The organism is Candidatus Enterococcus testudinis (genome assembly GCF_002140915.1).
GTDB classification, from domain to species: domain Bacteria; phylum Bacillota; class Bacilli; order Lactobacillales; family Enterococcaceae; genus Enterococcus_D; species Enterococcus_D testudinis.
The window spans coordinates 1,944,157-1,964,507 of sequence record NZ_NGKU01000001.1 but is presented as its reverse complement, the minus strand read 5'-3'; the positions used below and the strand labels follow the sequence as shown (position 1 = coordinate 1,964,507).

The 20,351-nt window shown below is 41.9% G+C and carries 18 protein-coding genes; 15 read left to right on the top strand and 3 right to left on the bottom strand.

Going from position 1 to position 20,351, the window contains the following annotated elements; genetic code table 11:
* The 10 genes from A5886_RS09445 to A5886_RS09400 all read left to right on the top strand — a co-directional run bounded on the left by A5886_RS09445 (nt 1) and on the right by A5886_RS09400 (nt 13,110).
* Nucleotides 1-2,148: a glycoside hydrolase family 3 N-terminal domain-containing protein gene (locus A5886_RS09445; RefSeq protein ID WP_086274839.1), complete on the top strand. Its 2,148-nt coding sequence runs from the start codon at nt 1-3 to the stop codon at nt 2,146-2,148.
* 210 nt (nt 2,149-2,358) lie between these two features.
* Nucleotides 2,359-3,360, top strand: a complete 1,002-nt coding sequence (locus tag A5886_RS09440; RefSeq protein WP_086274837.1) for a LacI family DNA-binding transcriptional regulator — start codon at nt 2,359-2,361, stop codon at nt 3,358-3,360.
* A 13-nt stretch (nt 3,361-3,373) separates the two neighbouring features.
* Nucleotides 3,374-4,318, top strand: a complete 945-nt coding sequence (locus A5886_RS09435) for an ROK family protein (protein ID WP_086274835.1) — start codon at nt 3,374-3,376, stop codon at nt 4,316-4,318.
* Between the two features lie 28 nt (nt 4,319-4,346).
* A complete protein-coding gene (locus tag A5886_RS09430) occupies nt 4,347-5,279 on the top strand; it encodes an ABC transporter permease (protein WP_373404602.1) in 933 nt (310 codons plus the stop codon).
* A gap of 12 nt (nt 5,280-5,291) precedes the next feature.
* Nucleotides 5,292-6,167, top strand: coding sequence for a carbohydrate ABC transporter permease (locus tag A5886_RS09425; RefSeq protein WP_086274831.1), 876 nt, complete (start codon nt 5,292-5,294; stop codon nt 6,165-6,167).
* A gap of 30 nt (nt 6,168-6,197) precedes the next feature.
* On the top strand, nt 6,198-7,844 hold the full coding sequence (locus A5886_RS09420) for a type 2 periplasmic-binding domain-containing protein (protein ID WP_086274829.1): 1,647 nt from the start codon (nt 6,198-6,200) through the stop codon (nt 7,842-7,844).
* Between the two features lie 13 nt (nt 7,845-7,857).
* On the top strand, nt 7,858-8,430 hold the full coding sequence (locus tag A5886_RS09415) for a YesL family protein (protein WP_086274826.1): 573 nt from the start codon (nt 7,858-7,860) through the stop codon (nt 8,428-8,430).
* Between the two features lie 174 nt (nt 8,431-8,604).
* A complete protein-coding gene (locus tag A5886_RS09410; protein ID WP_086274824.1) occupies nt 8,605-10,215 on the top strand; it encodes a PTS transporter subunit EIIC in 1,611 nt (536 codons plus the stop codon).
* On the top strand, nt 10,215-11,546 hold the full coding sequence (locus tag A5886_RS09405; protein WP_086274822.1) for a 6-phospho-alpha-glucosidase: 1,332 nt from the start codon (nt 10,215-10,217) through the stop codon (nt 11,544-11,546). The genes A5886_RS09410 and A5886_RS09405 overlap by 1 nt, the downstream gene beginning before the upstream one ends.
* 193 nt (nt 11,547-11,739) lie before the next feature.
* Nucleotides 11,740-13,110 carry a gluconokinase gene (locus A5886_RS09400; RefSeq protein WP_086274819.1) on the top strand — a complete coding sequence of 457 codons (1,371 nt, stop codon included), beginning with the start codon at nt 11,740-11,742 and terminating at the stop codon, nt 13,108-13,110.
* 19 nt (nt 13,111-13,129) lie between these two features.
* Here the strand turns inward: A5886_RS09400 and A5886_RS09395 are convergent, their stop codons facing one another.
* Entirely contained in the window at nt 13,130-13,867 is a 738-nt protein-coding gene (locus tag A5886_RS09395; protein WP_086274817.1) for a MurR/RpiR family transcriptional regulator, read from the bottom strand.
* A gap of 148 nt (nt 13,868-14,015) precedes the next feature.
* On the opposite strand from A5886_RS09395, the gene A5886_RS09390 reads away from it, so the two are divergent.
* From A5886_RS09390 to A5886_RS09370, 5 genes are all read left to right on the top strand, one after another.
* A complete protein-coding gene (locus tag A5886_RS09390; RefSeq protein ID WP_086274815.1) occupies nt 14,016-14,765 on the top strand; it encodes an IclR family transcriptional regulator in 750 nt (249 codons plus the stop codon).
* A 106-nt stretch (nt 14,766-14,871) separates the two neighbouring features.
* Complete coding sequence (locus A5886_RS09385) at nt 14,872-15,519, top strand: bifunctional 2-keto-4-hydroxyglutarate aldolase/2-keto-3-deoxy-6-phosphogluconate aldolase (RefSeq protein ID WP_086274813.1); 648 nt, start codon at nt 14,872-14,874, stop codon at nt 15,517-15,519.
* Between the two features lie 2 nt (nt 15,520-15,521).
* The gene (locus A5886_RS09380) at nt 15,522-16,520 is read left to right on the top strand and encodes a sugar kinase (protein WP_086274811.1); all 999 of its coding nucleotides are present in this window, start codon (nt 15,522-15,524) and stop codon (nt 16,518-16,520) included.
* A 14-nt stretch (nt 16,521-16,534) separates the two neighbouring features.
* Nucleotides 16,535-17,377, top strand: a complete 843-nt coding sequence (gene kduI / locus A5886_RS09375) for a 5-dehydro-4-deoxy-D-glucuronate isomerase (RefSeq protein ID WP_086274810.1) — start codon at nt 16,535-16,537, stop codon at nt 17,375-17,377.
* 18 nt (nt 17,378-17,395) lie between these two features.
* Nucleotides 17,396-18,202 (top strand): gluconate 5-dehydrogenase, encoded by an 807-nt coding sequence (locus A5886_RS09370; RefSeq protein ID WP_086274807.1) that lies wholly within the window; start codon nt 17,396-17,398, stop codon nt 18,200-18,202.
* Between the two features lie 79 nt (nt 18,203-18,281).
* Here A5886_RS09370 and A5886_RS09365 read toward each other — a convergent pair whose 3' ends face one another.
* Entirely contained in the window at nt 18,282-18,941 is a 660-nt protein-coding gene (locus tag A5886_RS09365) for a rhamnogalacturonan acetylesterase (protein WP_086274806.1), read from the bottom strand.
* A complete protein-coding gene (gene uxaC / locus A5886_RS09360; RefSeq protein ID WP_086274804.1) occupies nt 18,941-20,338 on the bottom strand; it encodes a glucuronate isomerase in 1,398 nt (465 codons plus the stop codon). The genes A5886_RS09365 and uxaC overlap by 1 nt, the downstream gene beginning before the upstream one ends.
* Nucleotides 20,339-20,351 lie beyond the last annotated feature (13 nt).

Sequence of the window (20,351 nt, the reverse complement as noted above, 5' to 3'; positions counted from 1 at the left end):
ATGACAGAAAAACATTTACATGAACTAATGGAACAGATGACACTAGCAGAAAAAGTGGGTCAATTGGTGCAACTTATGCCTGATTTTTTTGCCCAAGGCGGTGAAATTACGGGACCCATGCAACAATGGCAGATGAGTGAAACCCAATCTTATCAAATCGGTTCGATTTTAGGCACGCACACTGCTGAGCAAGTCTATACGATCCAAAAGCAATACTTAGAAAACAGCCGATTGAAGATTCCATTGGTTTTTATGGCAGATGTGATTCATGGTTATGAAACGATATTTCCGATTCCACTCGCTATGGCTGCTTCATTTGATGAACAATTGGTCGAACATGCCGCGGAGTTGGCCGCAAAAGAAGCTGCAGAAGCAGGCATCCATGTGACGTTTTCGCCAATGGCAGACTATGTCAAAGATGCACGATGGGGGAGGGTGCTTGAAAGCAATGGCGAAGATCCGACCTTATCTTCAGTATTGACAGCGGCATATGTGAGAGGCTATCAAGGAGCGCAAAAGCAGTTAAGCAAAGATAAAAAACGGATTGCCGCTTGTGTCAAACACTTTATCGGTTACGGTGCTGCAGAAGGCGGTCGGGACTATCATACAGTCGATCTATCAGATCTAGAAATGTATCAAAATTATCTACCAGCATTCAAGGCAGCAATTGATGCAGGGGTTGCTTTGGTGATGACGTCCTTTAACACTGTTCATGGGATACCGGCAACTGCCAATCAACCGTTGATCCAAGATGTCTTAAGAAAAAAACTTGGATTTGAGGGATTGGTTATTTCTGATTGGGCTGCAGTGGCAGAATTGATGGCACATCGTGTAGCTGCGGATGGTGAAGAAGCAGCGAGAAAAGCTTTCCAAGCAGGAATCGAAATGGATATGATGAGTGATTGTTACCTGAATACACTCGCACAAATCATTACCGCTGCACCTGAACTGCAGCAACATTTAGATCATGCAGTTTACCATGTATTGCAATTGAAAGATGCATTGGGCTTATTTGATGATCCTTATCGCGGATTGGCTGCTGCAGATTTAGCTGTTCATTTAGATCCAGCTATTCGCAGGAGTACCAGAGAGGCGGCAGAAAGAACAGCTGTTTTATTGAAAAATGAAGGGGTTTTACCACTATCTACATCTCAAAAAATAGCACTGATTGGACCAAAAGCTGATTCTACGGATATTTTAGGCGCTTGGTCTTGGATTGGTAAAAAAGAAGAAGCAGTATCTTTAAAAGAAGGATTGATCGGGAAAAATCTAGATCTGTCAGTCCTTCCTTATGCAGATGAACAAGCCCTCTCTGATGAATATATTGAAGAAGCATGTAAACTTGCCCAACACAGTGATGTTGTTTTGCTTGCAATTGGCGAATCAAGTGAAGAGTCTGGGGAAGCTGCTAGTCTGACCAAATTGACCCTGTCAAGACGACAAGATGTACTGATCCATAAGGTAGCGAAAGTCAATCCGAATATTGCTGCAATCCTTTTTAATGGCAGACCTCTGGTATTATCAGATGTTGAGGAGTCTTGCAAAGCTATCTTGACTGCATGGTTTCCAGGTTCAGAAGGTGGACATGCGTTAGCCAATTTGCTTACTGGTGAAGTTGAACCTCAAGGACGATTGCCGATGAGCTTTCCGCGGTCTGTTGGCCAACTGCCTTTTACTTATGGCCAATTATCAACAGGCAGACCAAAAACGGCAGACAATCAAGACCAAAAGTATATTTCAAGATATATGGATGAAGATAACGATGCGTTGTATCCTTTTGGTTATGGTTTGGGGTATAGTTCATGTGATATTGAAGAAACAACGGTCTTGACCATATCGGCAGAACAAGGGATTTTTGAGGTCAAAGCACGCATAGTGAATCAAACAGATAGAGCGCATCATACGGTATTGCAATTATATAGTAAAGATTTGGTAACGGAAGTTGCAAGACCTGTCCGCGAGTTGAAACAATGGCAAAAAGTATATATCCCAGAACATTCTTCTTTAGATGTCACATTCAAGATCAATCAAGCATGTTTTGCTTATATCCATTCAGATTTGTTATTGAAAAATGATCCCGGGAAAATTGCCTTATACCTTGGATTTGATGCAAAACAAGCAAAAAAAATTGGAGAAATCTCTATTTAAAAGCCTTTTATAGGCTTTTTTTTATCTGGTACAGGTTGTTCCACGATGGTAACGTATACCAAATAGTTGGTACGTTAGTCAATCGACTTGCAACATATTGTTTTTGAAAACGTTTTTATATATAGTTGATTTATCGAAGGAAAACACAAATGTTCACTTCGACATTCTTATGTTTCAAAATAAAAACGTTTTTATGCGAGGTGAATGGTGATGGCAAATCGGACAACGATTAGAGATGTTGCCAAAGAGGCCAATGTATCGATTGCAACGGTGTCCAAAGCGCTGAACGGCATCGATGTTGTTCGTCCTGAGACAAAGGAACGTGTGGAAGCAGCTGCAGACAAATTGCATTACGTACCTAATCTAATGGGGAAACAATTAAAGAACAATCGTACCAAAATGATTGGGTTTTATACTACGAGTATTAGTGGTCCCTATTTCAGTATTTTGGTTGAAGCCATTGCCAGAGAAGCTGAAGCGTTTGGATATGCGGTGAATGTCTTTTTATCTACCGATAAGAGAGTGGTACTAAACAGTATCTTAGGCGGCGTGGTCGATGGCATCATAGGTTTTGAAGATTTTTTAAACAGTGATGATTTGGCAGCCATTCGGCGAGAGCAAATCAAGGCGGTCTTTATTGATCGTAATATTCAAGATGAGCATTTTGGCAGTGTCGTCTTTGATTCTTACAATAAAGGCAAAGCTGCAACCGACTATCTGCTGCAACTTGGTCATCGGAATATTGCGTTTATAACAGGAATCGAAGGTGTCTATGACAGCGACGAACGTTTGAAAGGATACCAAGATGCGTTAAAAGAAGCAGGGATTCCTTATTGTGAAGATGTGATTATCCAAGGTTTCTTTGAAGAAAACAGATCGAAAGAAGCAGTGGACGTCTTTCTTAAGAATAGAAGTGATTTACCCACCGCCTTCTTAGCAGGAAATGACTTGAGTGCAATAGGTGCGGTAAAGGCCATACAATCAAATGGCTTCGATGTACCACATGATTTTAGTGTCGTGGGTTTTGATGGCATTGAGTTATTAGATTACTTTACGCCGCATCTAACAACTGTATACAATCCAATCGCGGAGCAAGGGCGTCTTGCAGTGCAGCATTTACTGCGCATGGTTGAAAATCAGGAGAAGGGACAAGCCTATGTTTTAGAAGGAACATTAAGGATCAGTCATTCCACAAAAAGAATAGAAAAGTAATGAGGGTGAATACATGTATATCGGCATTGATGTTGGTGGAACGATGACCAAGTATGGAATCGTCAAAAAAGATGGAACAATCGTTGAAAAAGGGAAAATAGAAACAGCCCATGAAAAGGAGACATTTCTAAACAATTTGTTAGCTGTTATCCGAGATTTAGAACAAAAAGCAGGAACTATCAATGGAATAGGCATCAGCGCGCCAGGGATTATCCAAAAAGACGGGACGATGACAACAGCAGGATCAATCAAATCTTTATATGGCATAAATTTGCGGGAAGAGATTGAACACTATGTGCAAGTGCCTGTCATTGTCGAAAACGATGCAAATGCGGCAGCGATTGCTGAAAAATGGATCGGTCATGCCAAAGAGTATGAACATTATATTTGTTTGGTTCTAGGTACTGGTATAGGTGGTGGCATCATTATCAATAATCAAGTCTATCGTGGTGGACATGGTATGGCAGGTGAATTTGGCTGGATGTTGATTGATCAAATACCGAATTCAAGTGAGATAGAATCTGTTTCTTTGAATCAACGGGCTGCAATCGTTGGCGGTCTGTGTCATCAGTATCAGTTGGCTGCTGCACATCTGGAAAATCCAGTAAACGTACAAAGTGCCATTGATATTTTTAGACTAGAAGAACAAGGTGATGCGCTTGCAGCAAAAGTCATTGACAGTTTTTTTCAAGATCTGTCAGTAGGGTTGTTAAATTTGATCAGCAGTTTCGATCCTGAAGCGATATTAATTGGGGGAGCAATCAGTGAAAATGCTGCATTTATGAAAAGACTCCAACAAACGCTCGCTGATTTGAAAAGTCGTCATGAAAGTATTGCTTATTTGCAGCAACAATCGATCGCTCCAGTGATCCCCGCAAAATTAAAAAATGATGCTGGTATGATCGGTGCTGTCTATCGTGTGATCAAGTATATCGATGAAGCGTTGGTTTCATCATGAAAGGGTGGAGATAATGGAAACAAAAGCAATGATGGGAAATGGAAAGCCAAGAAAGCAAAGTTTCATAAATAGGCTGAAAGCACAAAGCTTTTATCAAGCGATGGTTTGGCCAGGTATCATCTTGATGATCATTTTTAATTTTATTCCGCTTTATGGCATTATCATTGCATTCAAAGATTATTCTGTTTTGGATACGATCTCGAATGCAGAATGGGTAGGCACAATGTATTTCCGAGAATTTTTCGGCGATAAAATGTTTTGGACGGTCATGACCAACACGTTAGGTATCAGTTTTTTTAAACTGTTGATTGGTTTTCCAGCAGCGATTGGGTTGGCAATATTGATCAATGAAATCGTCAATGTACGGTTAAAGAAAGTTGTGCAAACGGTTTCTTACCTACCGCACTTTCTCTCATGGGTTATCTTAGGTGGAATGTTTATTACATGGCTTTCTGATACAGGGTTAGTGAACAATCTGCTGATAGGGGCAGGGCTGATCGATCAACCAATCCGTTTCCTTACTGATCCGGATAAATATTGGGCGATTGCAGTTATTTCGGATATTTGGAAAGAAGTTGGCTGGAATACGATTCTCTATATAGCTGCAATGACAGGAATCAATCCAGCACTCTATGAAGCAGCACGAATGGATGGTGCGAATAAATTCCAACAAATTACACGCATCACGATTCCTTCGATCCGTCACATCATTGCATTGACTTTTGTTCTGTCAGTGGGGGGACTATTGGGTTCAAACTTAGATCAGACATTGGTTTTACAAAATCCAGTGAACTATCAGTCAAGTGAAGTCATCAACTCGTTTGTTTATAAGATGGGGATTCAACAAGGTGATTTTTCTTATGCAACAGCTGTTGGTTTATTCGTATCAGTGGTCTCATTGATTTTGGTTGTTGGCAGCCACTTATTGACCAAAAAAATCAGCGATGAATCTGTATTTTAAAGGAGTGAAAACATGAATCAGACATTTTCGAAAGATGAAAAGATATTCAATGTGGTGAACGTCATTTTTATGATTTTCTTTCTTGCGGTCATCGCACTGCCTCTATGGAATATCGTGGCGCTCTCATTCAACGACGCGACGGATGCTGCACGAGGAGGTATTTATTTTTGGCCGCGACAGTTTTCTTTAGAAAGTTATTATACAGTTTTTGAAGATAGCGCTATATACAGAGCATTTGTCATATCTGTTGCAAAAACACTTATCGGAGTTTTGCTGCATACGGCATTGACGGCAATGGTTGCGTACGGTATGAGCCGTAGAAACCTGATTGGTAGAAAGTTGTATATGAATATGGGGATCTTAACGATGTTCGTATCTGGCGGGATGATACCAACCTTTCTATTATTTAAACAATTAGGCTTATTGAACAACTTTTGGGTATATATCATACCGGTATTGTTTTCCTTTTATGACATGGTCATCTTAATGAATTTCTTTCGGAGTATCCCTTATTCGTTAGAAGAATCGGCCATGATGGATGGCGCTAATCCCTTTACGATTTTTGTGAAGATCATTCTGCCTTTGTCATTGCCAGTATTGGCAACGATCGCTCTTTTCCATGGCGTATTCCAGTGGAATGATTATATGACAGCCAATATTTATGTGGATGATCGCACACTATATCCACTGCAAATGCTGCTGTTCCGAATTGTTTCAGAAAACTTATCACCTGCGGTCGCTACGGGAACCAATGTCGTAAGGAATACAACTTCTCAATCGTTACAATTGGCAACAATGGTTGTTACAACTGTTCCTGTTGTTGTGATCTATCCATTTTTACAGAAGTACTTTATTCAAGGCATGACGCTTGGATCGGTAAAAGAATAACCTTAAATTTGAGTAAGAGGAGAGAGAAAAATGAAAGCAAGTAAAGTTTTTGCACTAACAGGTTTAACATTGGCATCGGTAATGGTATTGACGGCATGTGGCGGGTCAAGTGACAATACCTCTAAAGGAGAATCTGCTGCACAAGATTTACCGGAAGCACGCTTTGAAGCAGATAAGGACACACCTAGTTGGGAAAAAGACACAGAACACGAAGCAACCTTGAAATGGTACGTCAACTTCGATTGGTATGCACAACCTGGCTGGGGCAAAGATACTGTGACCAAAAAAATCAAAGAAGATATGAATATCGACGTAGAATTTATTTCTGGGAACGATGAAAACCTCAATACAATGTTGGCGGGTGGCGATTTACCCGATTTGATGACCTTTGATAAGAATTTATCTGCTGCCAACGAGGCGACTAAATTCGCGTTGCCTTTGAATATCTTAGCTGAAACATACGATCCATATTTCCTAGAACATGCAGCTAAACCAGAATCAGTCCAATGGTTCACGCTGGAAGATGGCAATATCTATGGATATCCGAGCTTTTCAACAACCGCACAAGATTATGAAGACGGCAATGTTGTCGGTGATCAGACCTTTATCGTGCGAAAGGATATCTATGAAGCACTTGGCGAACCAGACATGTCCACCCCAGAAGGATTCTTAGATGCATTGCAAAAAGCCCATGAACAGTTTCCAACAGCAGATGACGGGGCAGCATTGGTACCATTCGGTTCGACTGCTTTGGATATTTCCAATGGCGGTGACGGTGCATATGGTGGAACGCTACAAGACTTTTTAAGTATTGCACCAAGTGTAGATGGGGAATTTAACGATCGTGATGCTGATGAAGACTATATCACTTGGATCGAAACATTCCGTAAAGCATATAATGAAGGATACATCACCAACGATCAGTTTTCTGATAACGACAACACAATGAAGGAAAAATTAGGTCAAGGAAGATATTTCGCTTATCTACATTCAAACACCAAAGGCTTGAACGAATTCATGTCTGACAACAATGCAAGAAATGCAGACCAAACCTATATTGCAGTCGATGGACCCAAAAATGCCAATGGCGATGATTCAACGTTTACAGGCGGCAATATTGGTGGTTGGACGCAAACGTTCATTACAACTTCTACCAAAGAACCGCAAAAAGCAATGGAATTACTTACCTACCTAGCAAGTGAATACGGTACTATGGTGTCAACCTTTGGCGTAGAGGGTGAAACTTATCATATCGTTGATGGTGTCGCTGAATATTCTGAAGAAACTGAAGCATTACGAAATGCTGATATTGCACGCTTTGACAAAGAAGTCGGTCTAGGTTCTTACTGGTTTGTCAGCAATGACAACTATGCCATTCAAATGGGACAAAAACCTGCTACCTCGATTCGACAAATGGTCGAATGGTCGCAAGACAAATTAGCGCCTCGATTCGAAATTGAGGACATCGATCCGCGTTCGGGATCAGAAGCTCGTAATCTAACATCAATCAATACTTCCCGCGTCCAAGCATTGGTGAATTTCATCCAAGCTGGCTCAGAGGAAGAAGGGCGCCAGATTTGGGATGATTATCTTCAAGAACGTGAGAACAATGGCTGGTCAACGATCGTTGACTACCGCAATGAAAGAATAGCTGAAAATATCGAAAAGTTAAAATAAGGATGTGACAAACATGTTTGCTTTAGAGAGTAAGTTTTATCATATATGTGAAGTGCTGTATCGTGTGATCGTGTTGAATATTTTGGTAATGATAGTTGTATTTCCAATTATTACTTTTCCCGCAGCATTACGAGCATTAGCAGATATGTATCAATACCCTGAAGCAAAGATTTTGCGCCCATATTTGCGCTACTTCAGACAAGCACTGTTAAAGACCCTGCCATTAGGGGTCTTTAATGGATTGTCCTTTTACTTTTGTTTGATGCTTTGGCGTACAGCTATGAACAGTCAATTATTATTGATTCAGTTTATGACCATTATCTTTCTATTCTTTATCATTGCTTATAATTGTAATCTGTATTTTATACAATCAGCAAATAAGGATACACAATCATACATCTTACTTTTTAAACATTGTTTTATCCTCACCATCATGTATTTCCATAAATTGATCGCTGTGCTTATTGTAACAGGCATATTCTACTTTCTGACGTTCAATTATTTTCCGCTTGTTTTTCAATTATTTTCGATTGCACTTCCGCTGTTTTTTTATCAAAAAATACTTAACTTGTCGCCAAACACATAAAAAAAGCGAATCATTTATGATTCGCTTTTTTTATGCGCTTACATAGTCCAGCAATAGGTGGATGAAACAAATTCCAAAACCTGCAACATATTGATTTGAAAGCGGTTGCTCTATGAATCACGTATTTTATTCCCTATAATAAACCTACAAATACAAAACGAAGGAGTTTCATCAATGAAAGAAAAAGTGATGGATGCAATGCAGAAGTTTTCGAAGGCCATGTTTGTGCCGGTATTGATTTTACCAATTGCGGGGATTTTGATTGCGGTTGGGAATGTATTTACCAATGTCCGATTGATAGAGCGATTTCCATTTTTGGATAACCCAATCACGATTGGGTTCGGTAGTATTTTATCAGCTGCACTTTTACCTATTTTAACCAATTTAGGCATTATATTTTGTGTGGGGATCGCTTTAGGATTAGCGAAGAAGAAGAAAGCCGAGGCGGCATTTACTGCTTTACTAGGCTATTTTGTTTTCTTAAATGCCATGAACAAATTTATGTCATTGCGGGAAATGCTTGTGCCGGCGGATGCCTTGCAAGGTTCCGGTCAAGCGCTTGTTTTGGGGATTCAAGTGCTGGATATGGGTGTTTTCTTGGGCTTGATCTTAGGGGTCGTTACGGCACTGATCCACAACCGTTTTATCGATACGACCTTTTCAAATGCTTTTCAAGTTTATGGTGGTGCCAGATTTGTGTTCATCGTTCTAATTCCAGTGGTTGTCGGCTTAGCGATTCTTTCTACGTTTGTATGGCCAGTTGTCCAAACCGGCATCGATAGTCTTGGCGGTGTGATCCAACAGACTGGAAACTTTGGGATTTACTTATATGGGACTTTGGAACGCCTGTTGATCCCGACTGGTTTGCATCATTTGATCTATACACCATTTTTGTACACCTCACTCGGCGGAGTGGCGGAAGTTGGCGGTCAAGTATTTGAAGGCGCGCGTAATATTTATTTCGCAGAAATTGCCGATCCCGCAGTAAGTATTTTGTCCCAAAGTGTGATCTGGGATGCCAGAGGAATCTCGAAAATGTTCGGGTTGATTGGGGCTTGTTTGGCTATGTACCATACGGCAAAGCCTGAAAATAAATTTAAAGTCAAAGCAATTCTGATTCCAGCTGTGATTACTTCCTTTATTGCAGGGGTCACAGAACCTATCGAATTTTCGTTCATGTTTGTCGCACCAATGCTGTTTGTGATTCATTCGGGATTAAGCGGCTTGAGTATGGTTGCCTTAAATATATTCGGCTCTCGAGCGATTGGACCGAATGGCTTTATCGATTTCCTTTTGTACAATATTCCATTAGGCATCGAGAAAACCCGCTGGCCGATTTATCTGCTGGTTGGGGTCGCGTTTTTCTTCATTTACTATTTCTTATTCCGTTTCTTGATCACAAAAATGAATTTGAAAACTGTCGGACGTGAAGATGAAGGCAATGAAACCAAGCTGTATTCCAAAAAAGAATACAAGGAACAACAGGTAACAGGCAGTGGAGGGCTTGCTACGGCAACGACTACAAGCCAAGATTCAATTTCCGCATTGATCACTGAGGGACTTGGCGGAGGGAACAATATCAAAACCATCGATAACTGTTATACGCGTTTACGCTTACAGTTGAAAGATCCTGAATTGGTGGATGAAACATTGTTAAAAGAGCAAACCAGTGCCAAAGGGGTCATCAAAAATGGCGAAAATGTGCATGTGGTTTATGGTTTGTCGGTACCGAAAGTACGAGAAAATCTAGAGGCGTATCTAGGACGAGAAGGAGAGAATGAATAATGAAAAAATTTTCAGTAGTCATTGCCGGAGGCGGCAGTACCTTTACACCGGGGATTGTGATGATGTTATTAGACAATCAAGATCGTTTTCCATTACGTAAACTTACTTTGTATGATAATGATGAAGTAAGACAAGGAAATCTAGGCGAAGCGCTAGCAATTTTATTGAAAGAACAGGCGCCAGATATTGAGTTTGCTTTTACAACGGACCCAAAAACAGCCTTTACTGATGTTGATTTCTGTATGGCACATATCCGTGTCGGTAAATATGAGATGCGGGAAAAAGATGAGAAAATTCCATTAAAACATGGTGTTTTCGGGCAAGAAACTTGCGGGCCTGGCGGTATTGCGTATGGCATGCGCAGTATTACTGGTATGCTTGAAATCATTGATCATATGGAGAAGTATGCCCCAGAATGTTGGATGCTGAATTACTCTAATCCAGCAGCAATTGTGGCCGAAGCTTGTCGTGTGTTGCGACCTCAAGCAAAAGTATTGAACATTTGCGATATGCCTGTAGGCACATTGCGCCGAATGTCGCAGATCATCGACAAGCAGCCGGAAGAGTTAGAAGTACGGTATTTCGGATTGAATCACTTTGGTTGGTGGACGAGTATCAAAGACAAAGCAGGTCACGAATACATCCAAGAGATTCGATCATATGTTGCCAAAAACGGATATTTGACGCAAGTTGAAGTGGATACCCAACATACTGATCCAAGTTGGCAGGAAACCCACAAAAAAGCCAAAGACCTTTTGGCATTGACACCAGCGTTTTTACCAAATACGTATTTGCAATATTATCTCTATCCAGATGATATGTTTGATCATATGAAGGATCATCCAGAATATACCCGTGCCAATGAGGTAATGGAAGGAAGAGAGAAGCGCGTTTTTGCCCACGCCAAGAAAATCGTAGACAATGGCTCAGCGCAAGGGATTGCCTTTGAAATTGATGCCCATGCAAGTTTTATTGTAGACTTAGCCAGAGCGATTGCCTTCAACACCCATGAGCGTATGATCATGATTGTTGAGAACAATGGTGCAATCGCCAATTTCCCAGATGATGCGATGGTTGAAGTCCCTTGTATCATTGGATCAGACGGTCCTGAAGCTTTGGCACAAGGGAAAATTCCGTCCTTCCAGCAAACCCTCATGTACCAGCAAGTCATGGTGGAAAAGTTGGTTGTCGAAGCATATGTGGAAAAGAGTTATCAAAAGATGTGGCAAGCGTTAACCCTTTCCAAAACCATTCCTAGCGCAAAAGTTGCCAAAGAATTACTGGATGATTTGGTCTCGGAGAATGGCAACTATTGGCCTGATTTGCATTAAAATGTTTCACATTTGCGAAACATAAATTGTTTTATCGGAAGAAAAAAAAAGAAGGTTCCCCAGAGAATCTTCTTTTTGTTTATGATTGCTATGTAAACATGAAACTTTCCTTAATGAAGGATCATAGTAGTTGATTCATGATTCTATGATAAAATAAGAGATATTCTGTAATAGAGCAAAGGGATGAGAAGAGATGTTTTTAGGAATCGATATCGGCACAACGGCCATCAAATTTGGTGTAATCAGCGACCGTAAATTGCGTCACAGTCATTCGATCCAACTGAATACAATCATTGAAGGGGCCAAACAAACCCAATCGGCAGCCGAGATCAAGCGAGCGCTAATGTCAGGTGTTCAAGCGATCCCCCCTGCATTCAAGAGCCAAATAAAGACTATTGCATTCAGTACTGCAATGCATAGTTTGATGCCATTAAAGAATGGACAAGGTGACGACATTTACATTTGGTCTGACAACCAAGCAAGCCGAACGATTGAGAGCTTTCGACCAACGGCAATGGCACGCGCCTTTTATCAGGAAACTGGCACACCGATCCACGCCATGTCACCGTTTGCTAAATTACTACATTTGAAAGAAACGGCTAGCCTCTCAAGTTATGATCATTTTTACGGCCTAAAAGAACTGGCAATGGAGATGTTTAGCGGTACAGCGAGAATCGATCGCAGCACTGCGTCCGCCACAGGATTATATCATTTGCAGGAAAAGACATGGAGTGAAGCTATTCTTAACTACTTATCATTGACAGCGGATCAATTGGCGCCTATGTGTGCGCCAACAGACTGTTTTCCTATCTTGCCGGATATTGCGGATCAACTGGGGCTTTCACAACAAGTGCTGATTATGTGCGGCGCTAGCGATGGTTGTTTGGCAGCTTATGCCGGCTATCAATCGACAGGTATCCCAAACAGTTTAACAATTGGCACAAGTGCTGCAATCAGGAAAGTGACCTCTAGCCCGATTTTTGATGTGGAAAAACAGAATTTTTGTTATTACCTAAAAGACGGGGTCTATGTTGTGGGTGCACCGTCGAACAATGGCGGTTCGGTTTTGGCGTGGACCAAAGAGACGTTTGCCGAAAAAAGGACAGACTTTTATCAATCATTGCCCCATATTTTGGCTGATACGCCGATCGGCAGTCGTGGTTTGCGTTTCTTTCCTTACTTGAATGGCGAGCGGGCACCATTTTGGACAAATCAGATTACAGCTGGCTTTCACCATCTAACGATCGACCATCGACGAGAAGATATGATACGGGCTACAATTGAAGGCATGTTGATGAATCTGCGTTTGTTGAAGGACTTGGTTCAAGTGGAGGATCGCATCACAGTGAGTGGTGGTTTTTTTCAAACGAAGGAGCTGGGTCAATTGGCAGCGGATGTATTGGGCGTGGCTTGTTGTCTGTCTGAAGAGAATGAACCGATTTTCGGCTTATATGATCTGTATCATCAAACCGCGACGCGAACGAATGTTGGCGATACGATCATACCTGATACCCAAGCCGCTACTGCCTATCATCAGCTAGCAAAAACATATTTTCGATCATAGCCCAAAAACACCTCCCGATTCAGTCGTGAGGTGTTTTTTCAGTTGTTGTAAAGACATCTACGATATATTCCATGAGTAGCAGCAGTTTGCCAAAGAAACTGCTGTATTCGATATTTTGGGTGTCAAAAGGGCGCTCATCCGTTACTTCAAATGAGTAAGTCGCCAGTTGATTGGCACTATGTTCTCCGTTGCCGCAAAATAAAATCGTGGGTATGTGATGTGTTTGGGCCAATGCCATTTTTTCAATGACTTTTGGTGTTTCTCCTGATTTTGAGATCGTAATCAACATGCTGATGTTTTCGATATTGTTGCTGATGATGCCGCCTGAATCTGAGGCGCTGACTAATAGCGTTTTGATACCATTGACCAGCATTTTTTTGTGCAGATATTCAGCAATGATGCCAGAAAAACCAGTGGCGTAAATCGTAATAAATTTATCTGTATTGTTCGCGTAAATGCGTTGGATCGAGGCAATCATTTCATCGATACTGGTCGTATCAATTTGGTAATCGATCGTCGCTTCAGTGATCTGTTGATGTTTCAACTGATTCTTTAAAAAGAAAAAGAATTCAGTATATCCAGAAAATCCGAGTTTTTGCGCCAAGCGTACGATGGATGCAGGTGAGGTATAAATCGTTTTGGCAATCTCTCGTAACGGTCGACCATCGATCTCATCTGTGTTGCTGACGAGATAATCGATCATTTGCATTTCATTAGCAGAAAGTGTCTTTCCTTTTGTCAGCACATCCAAATCCATTCATCGGCACTCCTTTACAGTTCTTCTTCATCATACCTTTTTTAGGAAGCAATTGTAAATCAACTTCTTGAAGAAAATGTCAAATATGATTGTAGATTTCTCAAAAAGATATTATAATTTCTTATATAGAAAATAAGAGGTGGATAATATGACTCAAAAACCGTATGGAACAGTGCTGTTGAAAGCAGCATCGATTATGGATCATCTTGCAGAAAATCCAAATCAATCGTTGCAGTTGATTGCTTTGGCAACGGGGATGACCCCGTCAACAACGTTAAAAATTTTAGATACACTGGTATTAATCGGCTATGTGCAGCGAAATAAGGACAAAGACTATCGTTTGGGCTCTAAGCTGATCAAATATGCCAATCAAAGTATCGAAGAATTAGATTTAGTGGAAATCAGTTTGCCTCATTTAGAAGCATTGCAGTCGAACGCTGATGAAACGATCCATTTAGGGGTATTAGCAGCAAATGAGATCTTGTATGTCAACAAATTAGAACCCCAGCATCAAACGATCCGCATGTCGTCTAAAGTAGGCATCACCCGACCGTTGTACTCTTCGGCCATGGGCAAAGCGGTCTTGGCATTGTTTTCAGAAGAGGACCTGGCTGCATATTTAGCGGACACACCATTGACCGCCTATACAGAAAATACGATCACAAACCCCTTTAAGTTGAAAAAAGAACTGGCACGATCAAGAAAAGAACAAGTCGCATTTGATGATGAAGAGATGGAACAAGAAATTTATTGTATTGGTACGGCGTTGGTGCACAACGAAGCCATCGTAGGTGCGTTTTCAGTGAGTTTGCCGAAATATCGGTTAACCCCGTCCTATAAACAAACACTGATTGAAACTATACGAGAAACAAAAAAAGCCATCGAAACATCATTATAAAATGTTAGAAAGCCCTTGCAAAATTATCGGAGAAGGATATAATAAACTTGTAAGTTTCTTTATGATAAATCTTATTTTCCAAATAGGAAATTAAAGGAGGGGCAAGATGGAAAAAGTAGCGCGTTTAATGAAATTGCAAAAAAGTGGTGTAATCGCTGTTGTGCGAGGTGCATCTAAAGAAGAAGCATTCAAAGCGAGTCAAGCAATTATTGAAGGTGGAATTACGGGTATTGAATTGACTTTCACAGTGCCAGAAGCTGCAACGGTGATCGCCGAATTAAAAAATGCCTATCGTGACCACGAAGGAGTTGTGATTGGTGCGGGAACAGTATTGGATGCCGTCACTGCGCGATTAGCGATCATGGCTGGCGCTGAATATGTCGTTAGCCCGACATTCGATCAAGCAACAGCTGAAATCTGCAATCTGTATCAAGTGCCATATCTTCCGGGGTGTATGACGATCTCCGAAATGAAAGAAGCGTTGAAGGCCGGTGCGGATATTCTCAAATTATTCCCAGGCAGTGCCTATGGACCAAGTATCATTTCCGCATTCAAAGCACCGTTGCCTCAACTGAACATCATGCCGACAGGTGGTGTCAGTCTTGAGAATATGGCTGAATGGTTCGATGCGGGTGTCGTTGCCGTCGGCGTTGGGGGTAATTTGCTTGCACCAGCTGCAAAGGGTGATTTTGCTGCAGTGACAGAAGTGGCCAAACAATACGCTGCAAAACTTACAGAGATTCGAGGCGGATAATGATGGCAAAGATTGTGACTTTAGGGGAAATCATGTTGCGTTTATCAACAACTGTTGGCGAACGAGTAGCAAGCAGCAATCAATTTTGTGCCCACTATGGTGGAGGTGAGGCCAATGTTGCCATCTCTTTAGCCAACTTTGGGCATGCAGTATCATTTGCTAGTAAGATTCCTGAAAACGCTTTAGGGGAAGGTGTGAAGCAGCACTTGCAGCGCTACGGCGTCGACTGCCGCTATCTGCTAAGAGGCGGTCAGCGATTGGGCACGTATTACGTTGAAACAGGTATTGGTGAAAGAGCCGCCCAAGTCATTTACGATCGCAAAGGCTCAAGTTTTGCTGAGATGACCAAGAACGAGTGGCCGACGGATATGTTTGAACACGTGGAAATCTTTCATATTTCCGGTATCACACCTGCGCTGTCTAAACATTGGCAGCATACGCTGATCGAACTGGTCAAATCTGCCAAACAAGCAGGGGTCAAAATCAGCTTGGATATCAATTTTCGCGGCAAGCTTTGGACAATAGATGAGGCCAAAGAATATTTGAAACAACTTCTGCCCTATGTAGATGTTTGTTCAGCTGGAAAATTGGATGCACAAGTTTTTATGGATATTCCTGCACCAAAAGAAGAGACAGATGACCAGTATTATTATGACCAAATGAATCAACTGTATCCCAATATCGACCTGTTTTACGGCACCCATCGCGAGGTGATCTCGGCAAGTCATCATCTGCTTACTGGTAGGCTTTGGCATCAAGGTAATTATGTGCTGTCGCCAGTCCACGTCATCGATCCAATCGTTGATCGAGTAGGTGGTGGTGATGCATTTGCTGCAGGTGTACTGCATGGCATCGCCACACAGAGCAGCGATCAAGAATTGATAGACTTTGCTACCGCCGCTTCAGCATTGAAACATACGATCTATGGCGATTGTAATCTTTTTTCAGTATCAGAAATCAACGAATTTATGAAAAACGGATCAGGAAAAATTATCCGCTAAGGAGGAATTCAAACATGCAACATATGGAAACACGTTATACCCACAGTCCACTGGACATCAAGTATTACAGCACGGAAGAATTACGCAGAGAATTTCTAGTAGAGAAAATCTTTACACCGGGTCAGATCATGTTGACATATACCCACAATGACCGGATGATTTTTGGTGGTGTGACACCAACCGACCAAGGACTAGAGATTGAATTGAACAAAGAATTAGGCGTTGAATACTTTTTAGAACGGCGAGAATTAGGTGTGATCAACATTGGTGGGCCAGGGTCGATTTCAATCGAAGGCAATAAAGAACCAATGAAAAAACAAGACGGCTATTATATCGGTAAAGAAACGAAGCATGTGATTTTTTATTCAGATGATCCTGCTAACCCAGCTAAATTTTATCTTTCTTGTGTACCCGCACACAAAAAGTATCCAAATGTCAAAATCAGTATCGATCAAGTGAAGCCAATGGAGACTGGGGAAGGGTTGACGCTGAATGAACGGAAAATCTATCAGTATATCCACCCGAACGTCTGCGAGAGCTGTCAGTTGCAAATGGGCTATACGATTTTAGAACCAGGCAGTGCATGGAATACAATGCCGTGTCATACCCATGAACGCCGGATGGAAGCGTATGTGTATTTTGATTTTGCGAATGAAGACACCAAAGTCTTCCACATGATGGGGAAACCAGATGAAACAAAACATTTGGTCGTTGCTGAAGAACAAGCCATTATTTCTCCTAGCTGGTCGATCCACTCCGGTATCGGAACAAGCAATTATTCCTTCATTTGGTCTATGTGTGGTGAAAATATCACCTATACGGATATGGATATGATTGCGATGGATGACTTAAAATAAAAGAAAGAAGGGTTAAACATGAATTTTTCAATGCATGATTTTCGATTAGATGGCAAAATTGCCTTGATTACTGGCGCAGTATATGGAATTGGTTTCACTTTAGCACAATCATTGGCTAAAGCTGGGGCAACAATCGTGTTCAACAACTTGGATCAAGCCTCCGTGGATCAAGGATTAGCAAACTACAAAGAAGCAGGTATCGACGCCCATGGGTACGTCTGCGATGTGACGGATGAAACCGCAGTGCAAGCGATGGTCAAACAAATTGAAGATGAAGTCGGTGTCATTGATATTTTGATCAACAATGCCGGGATCATCAAGCGGATCCCAATGTTAGAAATGTCGGCAGAGGACTTCCGTCAGGTGGTGGATGTTGACTTGAATGCGCCATTTATCGTTTCAAAAGCGGTCTTGCCGTCAATGATCAAAAAAGGCCATGGCAAGATCATCAATATTTGTTCCATGATGAGCGAATTAGGTCGTGAAACAGTGGCAGGCTATGCAGCTGCCAAAGGCGGATTAAAAATGCTGACCAAAAATATCTGTTCCGAGTTTGGTTCAGCGAACATTCAATGCAACGGCATCGGGCCTGGGTACATTGCAACCCCGCAAACTGCACCATTGCGCGAAACACAACCTGATGGCTCACGTCATCCTTTTGATCAATTTATCGTAGCAAAAACACCAGCAGCGCGTTGGGGTGAACCAGTTGATTTAGCAGGTCCAGCCGTTTTCCTTGCGTCTGATGCATCAAACTTTGTCAATGGGCATGTATTGTATGTCGATGGTGGTATCTTGGCCTATATCGGCAAGCAGCCTGAATAAACTTGGCAAATCAGTGACATGTAAAAAAACGGATCCATTCATCATCTGATGAGTGGATCCGTTTTTTGGTTTTGCTTTGTCATTCAAAGATATCTAAATCAGCTTGCTTGAGCGCATCGGCAATGATTTGGGCGATCACAGTTGCTCCGTGATCATTTAGGTGGGTATTGTCATTGATGCCTTTGGGATAGTTGGGGTGTATCCCAGCAGGCAGATGTAAAAAATGACTTTGAGCTTCTGTCTCTGATAATTTATTGAAATGTGTTTGGGTTGCTGTAAAAATGTCTAAGCAAAGAATGTCAGATTGCTGAGCAAAAGCTTGCATCGCAGTAGGATAGTCGCCAACTGCCTTTGGATCAAGACGATTGCCTTTATAATAAAGGCGAGTGATGGATGTCAGTAGAATCGGGCGTGCGCCTTTCTCTTGTGCTGCTTGGCAATATCTGGCTAGATTTTCTTGATAATCTTTCAGCGAAGTACCTCGAACATCATGGACTTTTTGATCGTTATGTCCAAACTGAATCAAGAAATAGTCGCCTTTATCGATTGTAGCGATCGCTTTATCCAGCAGTCCTTCTGCGATAAAACTTTTGGTGGACGCACCATTTTTTGCGAAGTTGATGACTTTATAGGTAGAGGGAAGAAAGCCAGTAAGCTTTTCTCCCCATCCTGTTTCCGGGCGTGCCAGATTGAATTTATTGGCCGCCGTTGAATCGCCGGCAATGATTATATTTGTCATCAGCGCATCTCCTGGAATTGGAAATAGCGGGCTGCATTGATGTAGCAGATGTTTTCTATCAAGGGTTTGAGTTCTTGAAGATCTGTTGGTGCTTCGCCCCGAAGTACGATTTCCGCCAGCCATTCGCATAGAACCCGTCGGAAATATTCATGCCGGGTATAGGAAAGGAAGCTGCGAGAATCTGTCAACATGCCCACAAAATTGAAGAGGACACTGCCATCGGCAAATTTGGTCAATTGTTGGCGCATCCCAGCGCGGGTGTCATTGTACCACCAACCAGATCCCAACTGTAATTTGTTGGCCCCTTTATTTTGGAAACAACCCATCAGTGCCACTAAGGCATCGTAATCATTGGGATTCAATGAATATAGAATCATTTGCGGCAGCTGCTGAGAGTGATCGGCGTGATCCAACAACTGTTGCAAGTCTTTGGTGATTGGTTGATCATTGATGCCGTCGTAACCAGTATCCGGACCTAACGCCTGATACATCCGCTGGTTACAATTACGGTAGGCATGGAGATGCAATTGCATCGTCCAGCCTGCTTGATGATACGCCTTCATCAAGTCTAACAACACTGTGGTTTGATAGACTGCCACTTCCTTGTCGGTTAAAGGTGTCTTGGTCAAGGCCTTTTCAAAGACGTCAGCGGCGGATAGCGCTGTGGGGTCGATAAAAGTCAATGTATCGATTCCGTGATCAGCCAAGCGACAATGGTTGTCTGAGAAATAGCTGATTCGTTTGGCTAACGCATTCACCAGATCTTGATAAGTAGTGATGGTTTGATTTGAAGCAATGGCCAGTTTGTCAATGTAAGTCAAAAAATCTTTCTCGCCGATCTTGATTGCTTTGTCAGGTCTGAAGGTAGGCAAGACGGTGAATCGATCTTCTGTTTGGTGGAGTTGCTGGTGATAATATAGATCATCGATGGGATCATCCGTCGTACAAACGATTTTGACTTGACTATTGGCAATCAACCCACGACGGGTAAAGTCTTTTTTCTGCAATGCTTGATTGCATGTTTCCCATAACGTTGCTGTATTGGCTTCATTGACTGGCAGATCAATAGCAAAGAAGCGTTGCAATTCTAAATGAGTCCAAGTGTACAATGGATTGCCAATCAACTTGGGTACCGTTTGGCACCAAGCCGCAAATTTGTCATAATCAGATGCTGTGCCAGTAATTTTTTCTTCATCAATGCCGCAAGCCCGCATCAAACGCCATTTATAATGATCACCAGCAAGCCAGGCTTCGGTAATGTTTTTGAAAGGTTGATCCTCGTAGATTTCTTTCGGATCTAAATGGCAATGATAGTCAATGATCGGCAACCCTTTGGCATACTCGTGATAGAGCGTCTGGGCGACGGTGTTCGTGAGCAAAAAATTTTCCTTAAACAATGCTTTTCCTACT

Bases quoted from the DNA above. Each gene is read 5' to 3' on its own strand.
- kduI (WP_086274810.1), top strand. From the start codon at position 16,535: ATGCAACATATGGAAACACGTTATACCCACAGTCCACTGGACATCAAG.
- A5886_RS09425 (WP_086274831.1), top strand. From the start codon at position 5,292: ATGAATCAGACATTTTCGAAAGATGAAAAGATATTCAATGTGGTGAAC.
- A5886_RS09370 (WP_086274807.1), top strand. From the start codon at position 17,396: ATGAATTTTTCAATGCATGATTTTCGATTAGATGGCAAAATTGCCTTG.
- A5886_RS09380 (WP_086274811.1), top strand. From the start codon at position 15,522: ATGGCAAAGATTGTGACTTTAGGGGAAATCATGTTGCGTTTATCAACA.
- A5886_RS09435 (WP_086274835.1), top strand. From the start codon at position 3,374: ATGTATATCGGCATTGATGTTGGTGGAACGATGACCAAGTATGGAATC.
- A5886_RS09400 (WP_086274819.1), top strand. From the start codon at position 11,740: ATGTTTTTAGGAATCGATATCGGCACAACGGCCATCAAATTTGGTGTA.
- A5886_RS09390 (WP_086274815.1), top strand. From the start codon at position 14,016: ATGACTCAAAAACCGTATGGAACAGTGCTGTTGAAAGCAGCATCGATT.
- A5886_RS09440 (WP_086274837.1), top strand. From the start codon at position 2,359: ATGGCAAATCGGACAACGATTAGAGATGTTGCCAAAGAGGCCAATGTA.
- A5886_RS09395 (WP_086274817.1), bottom strand. From the start codon at position 13,867: ATGGATTTGGATGTGCTGACAAAAGGAAAGACACTTTCTGCTAATGAA.
- A5886_RS09445 (WP_086274839.1), top strand. From the start codon at position 1: ATGACAGAAAAACATTTACATGAACTAATGGAACAGATGACACTAGCA.
- A5886_RS09385 (WP_086274813.1), top strand. From the start codon at position 14,872: ATGGAAAAAGTAGCGCGTTTAATGAAATTGCAAAAAAGTGGTGTAATC.
- A5886_RS09415 (WP_086274826.1), top strand. From the start codon at position 7,858: ATGTTTGCTTTAGAGAGTAAGTTTTATCATATATGTGAAGTGCTGTAT.
- A5886_RS09430 (WP_373404602.1), top strand. From the start codon at position 4,347: ATGATGGGAAATGGAAAGCCAAGAAAGCAAAGTTTCATAAATAGGCTG.
- A5886_RS09410 (WP_086274824.1), top strand. From the start codon at position 8,605: ATGAAAGAAAAAGTGATGGATGCAATGCAGAAGTTTTCGAAGGCCATG.
- A5886_RS09420 (WP_086274829.1), top strand. From the start codon at position 6,198: ATGAAAGCAAGTAAAGTTTTTGCACTAACAGGTTTAACATTGGCATCG.
- A5886_RS09365 (WP_086274806.1), bottom strand. From the start codon at position 18,941: ATGACAAATATAATCATTGCCGGCGATTCAACGGCGGCCAATAAATTC.
- A5886_RS09405 (WP_086274822.1), top strand. From the start codon at position 10,215: ATGAAAAAATTTTCAGTAGTCATTGCCGGAGGCGGCAGTACCTTTACA.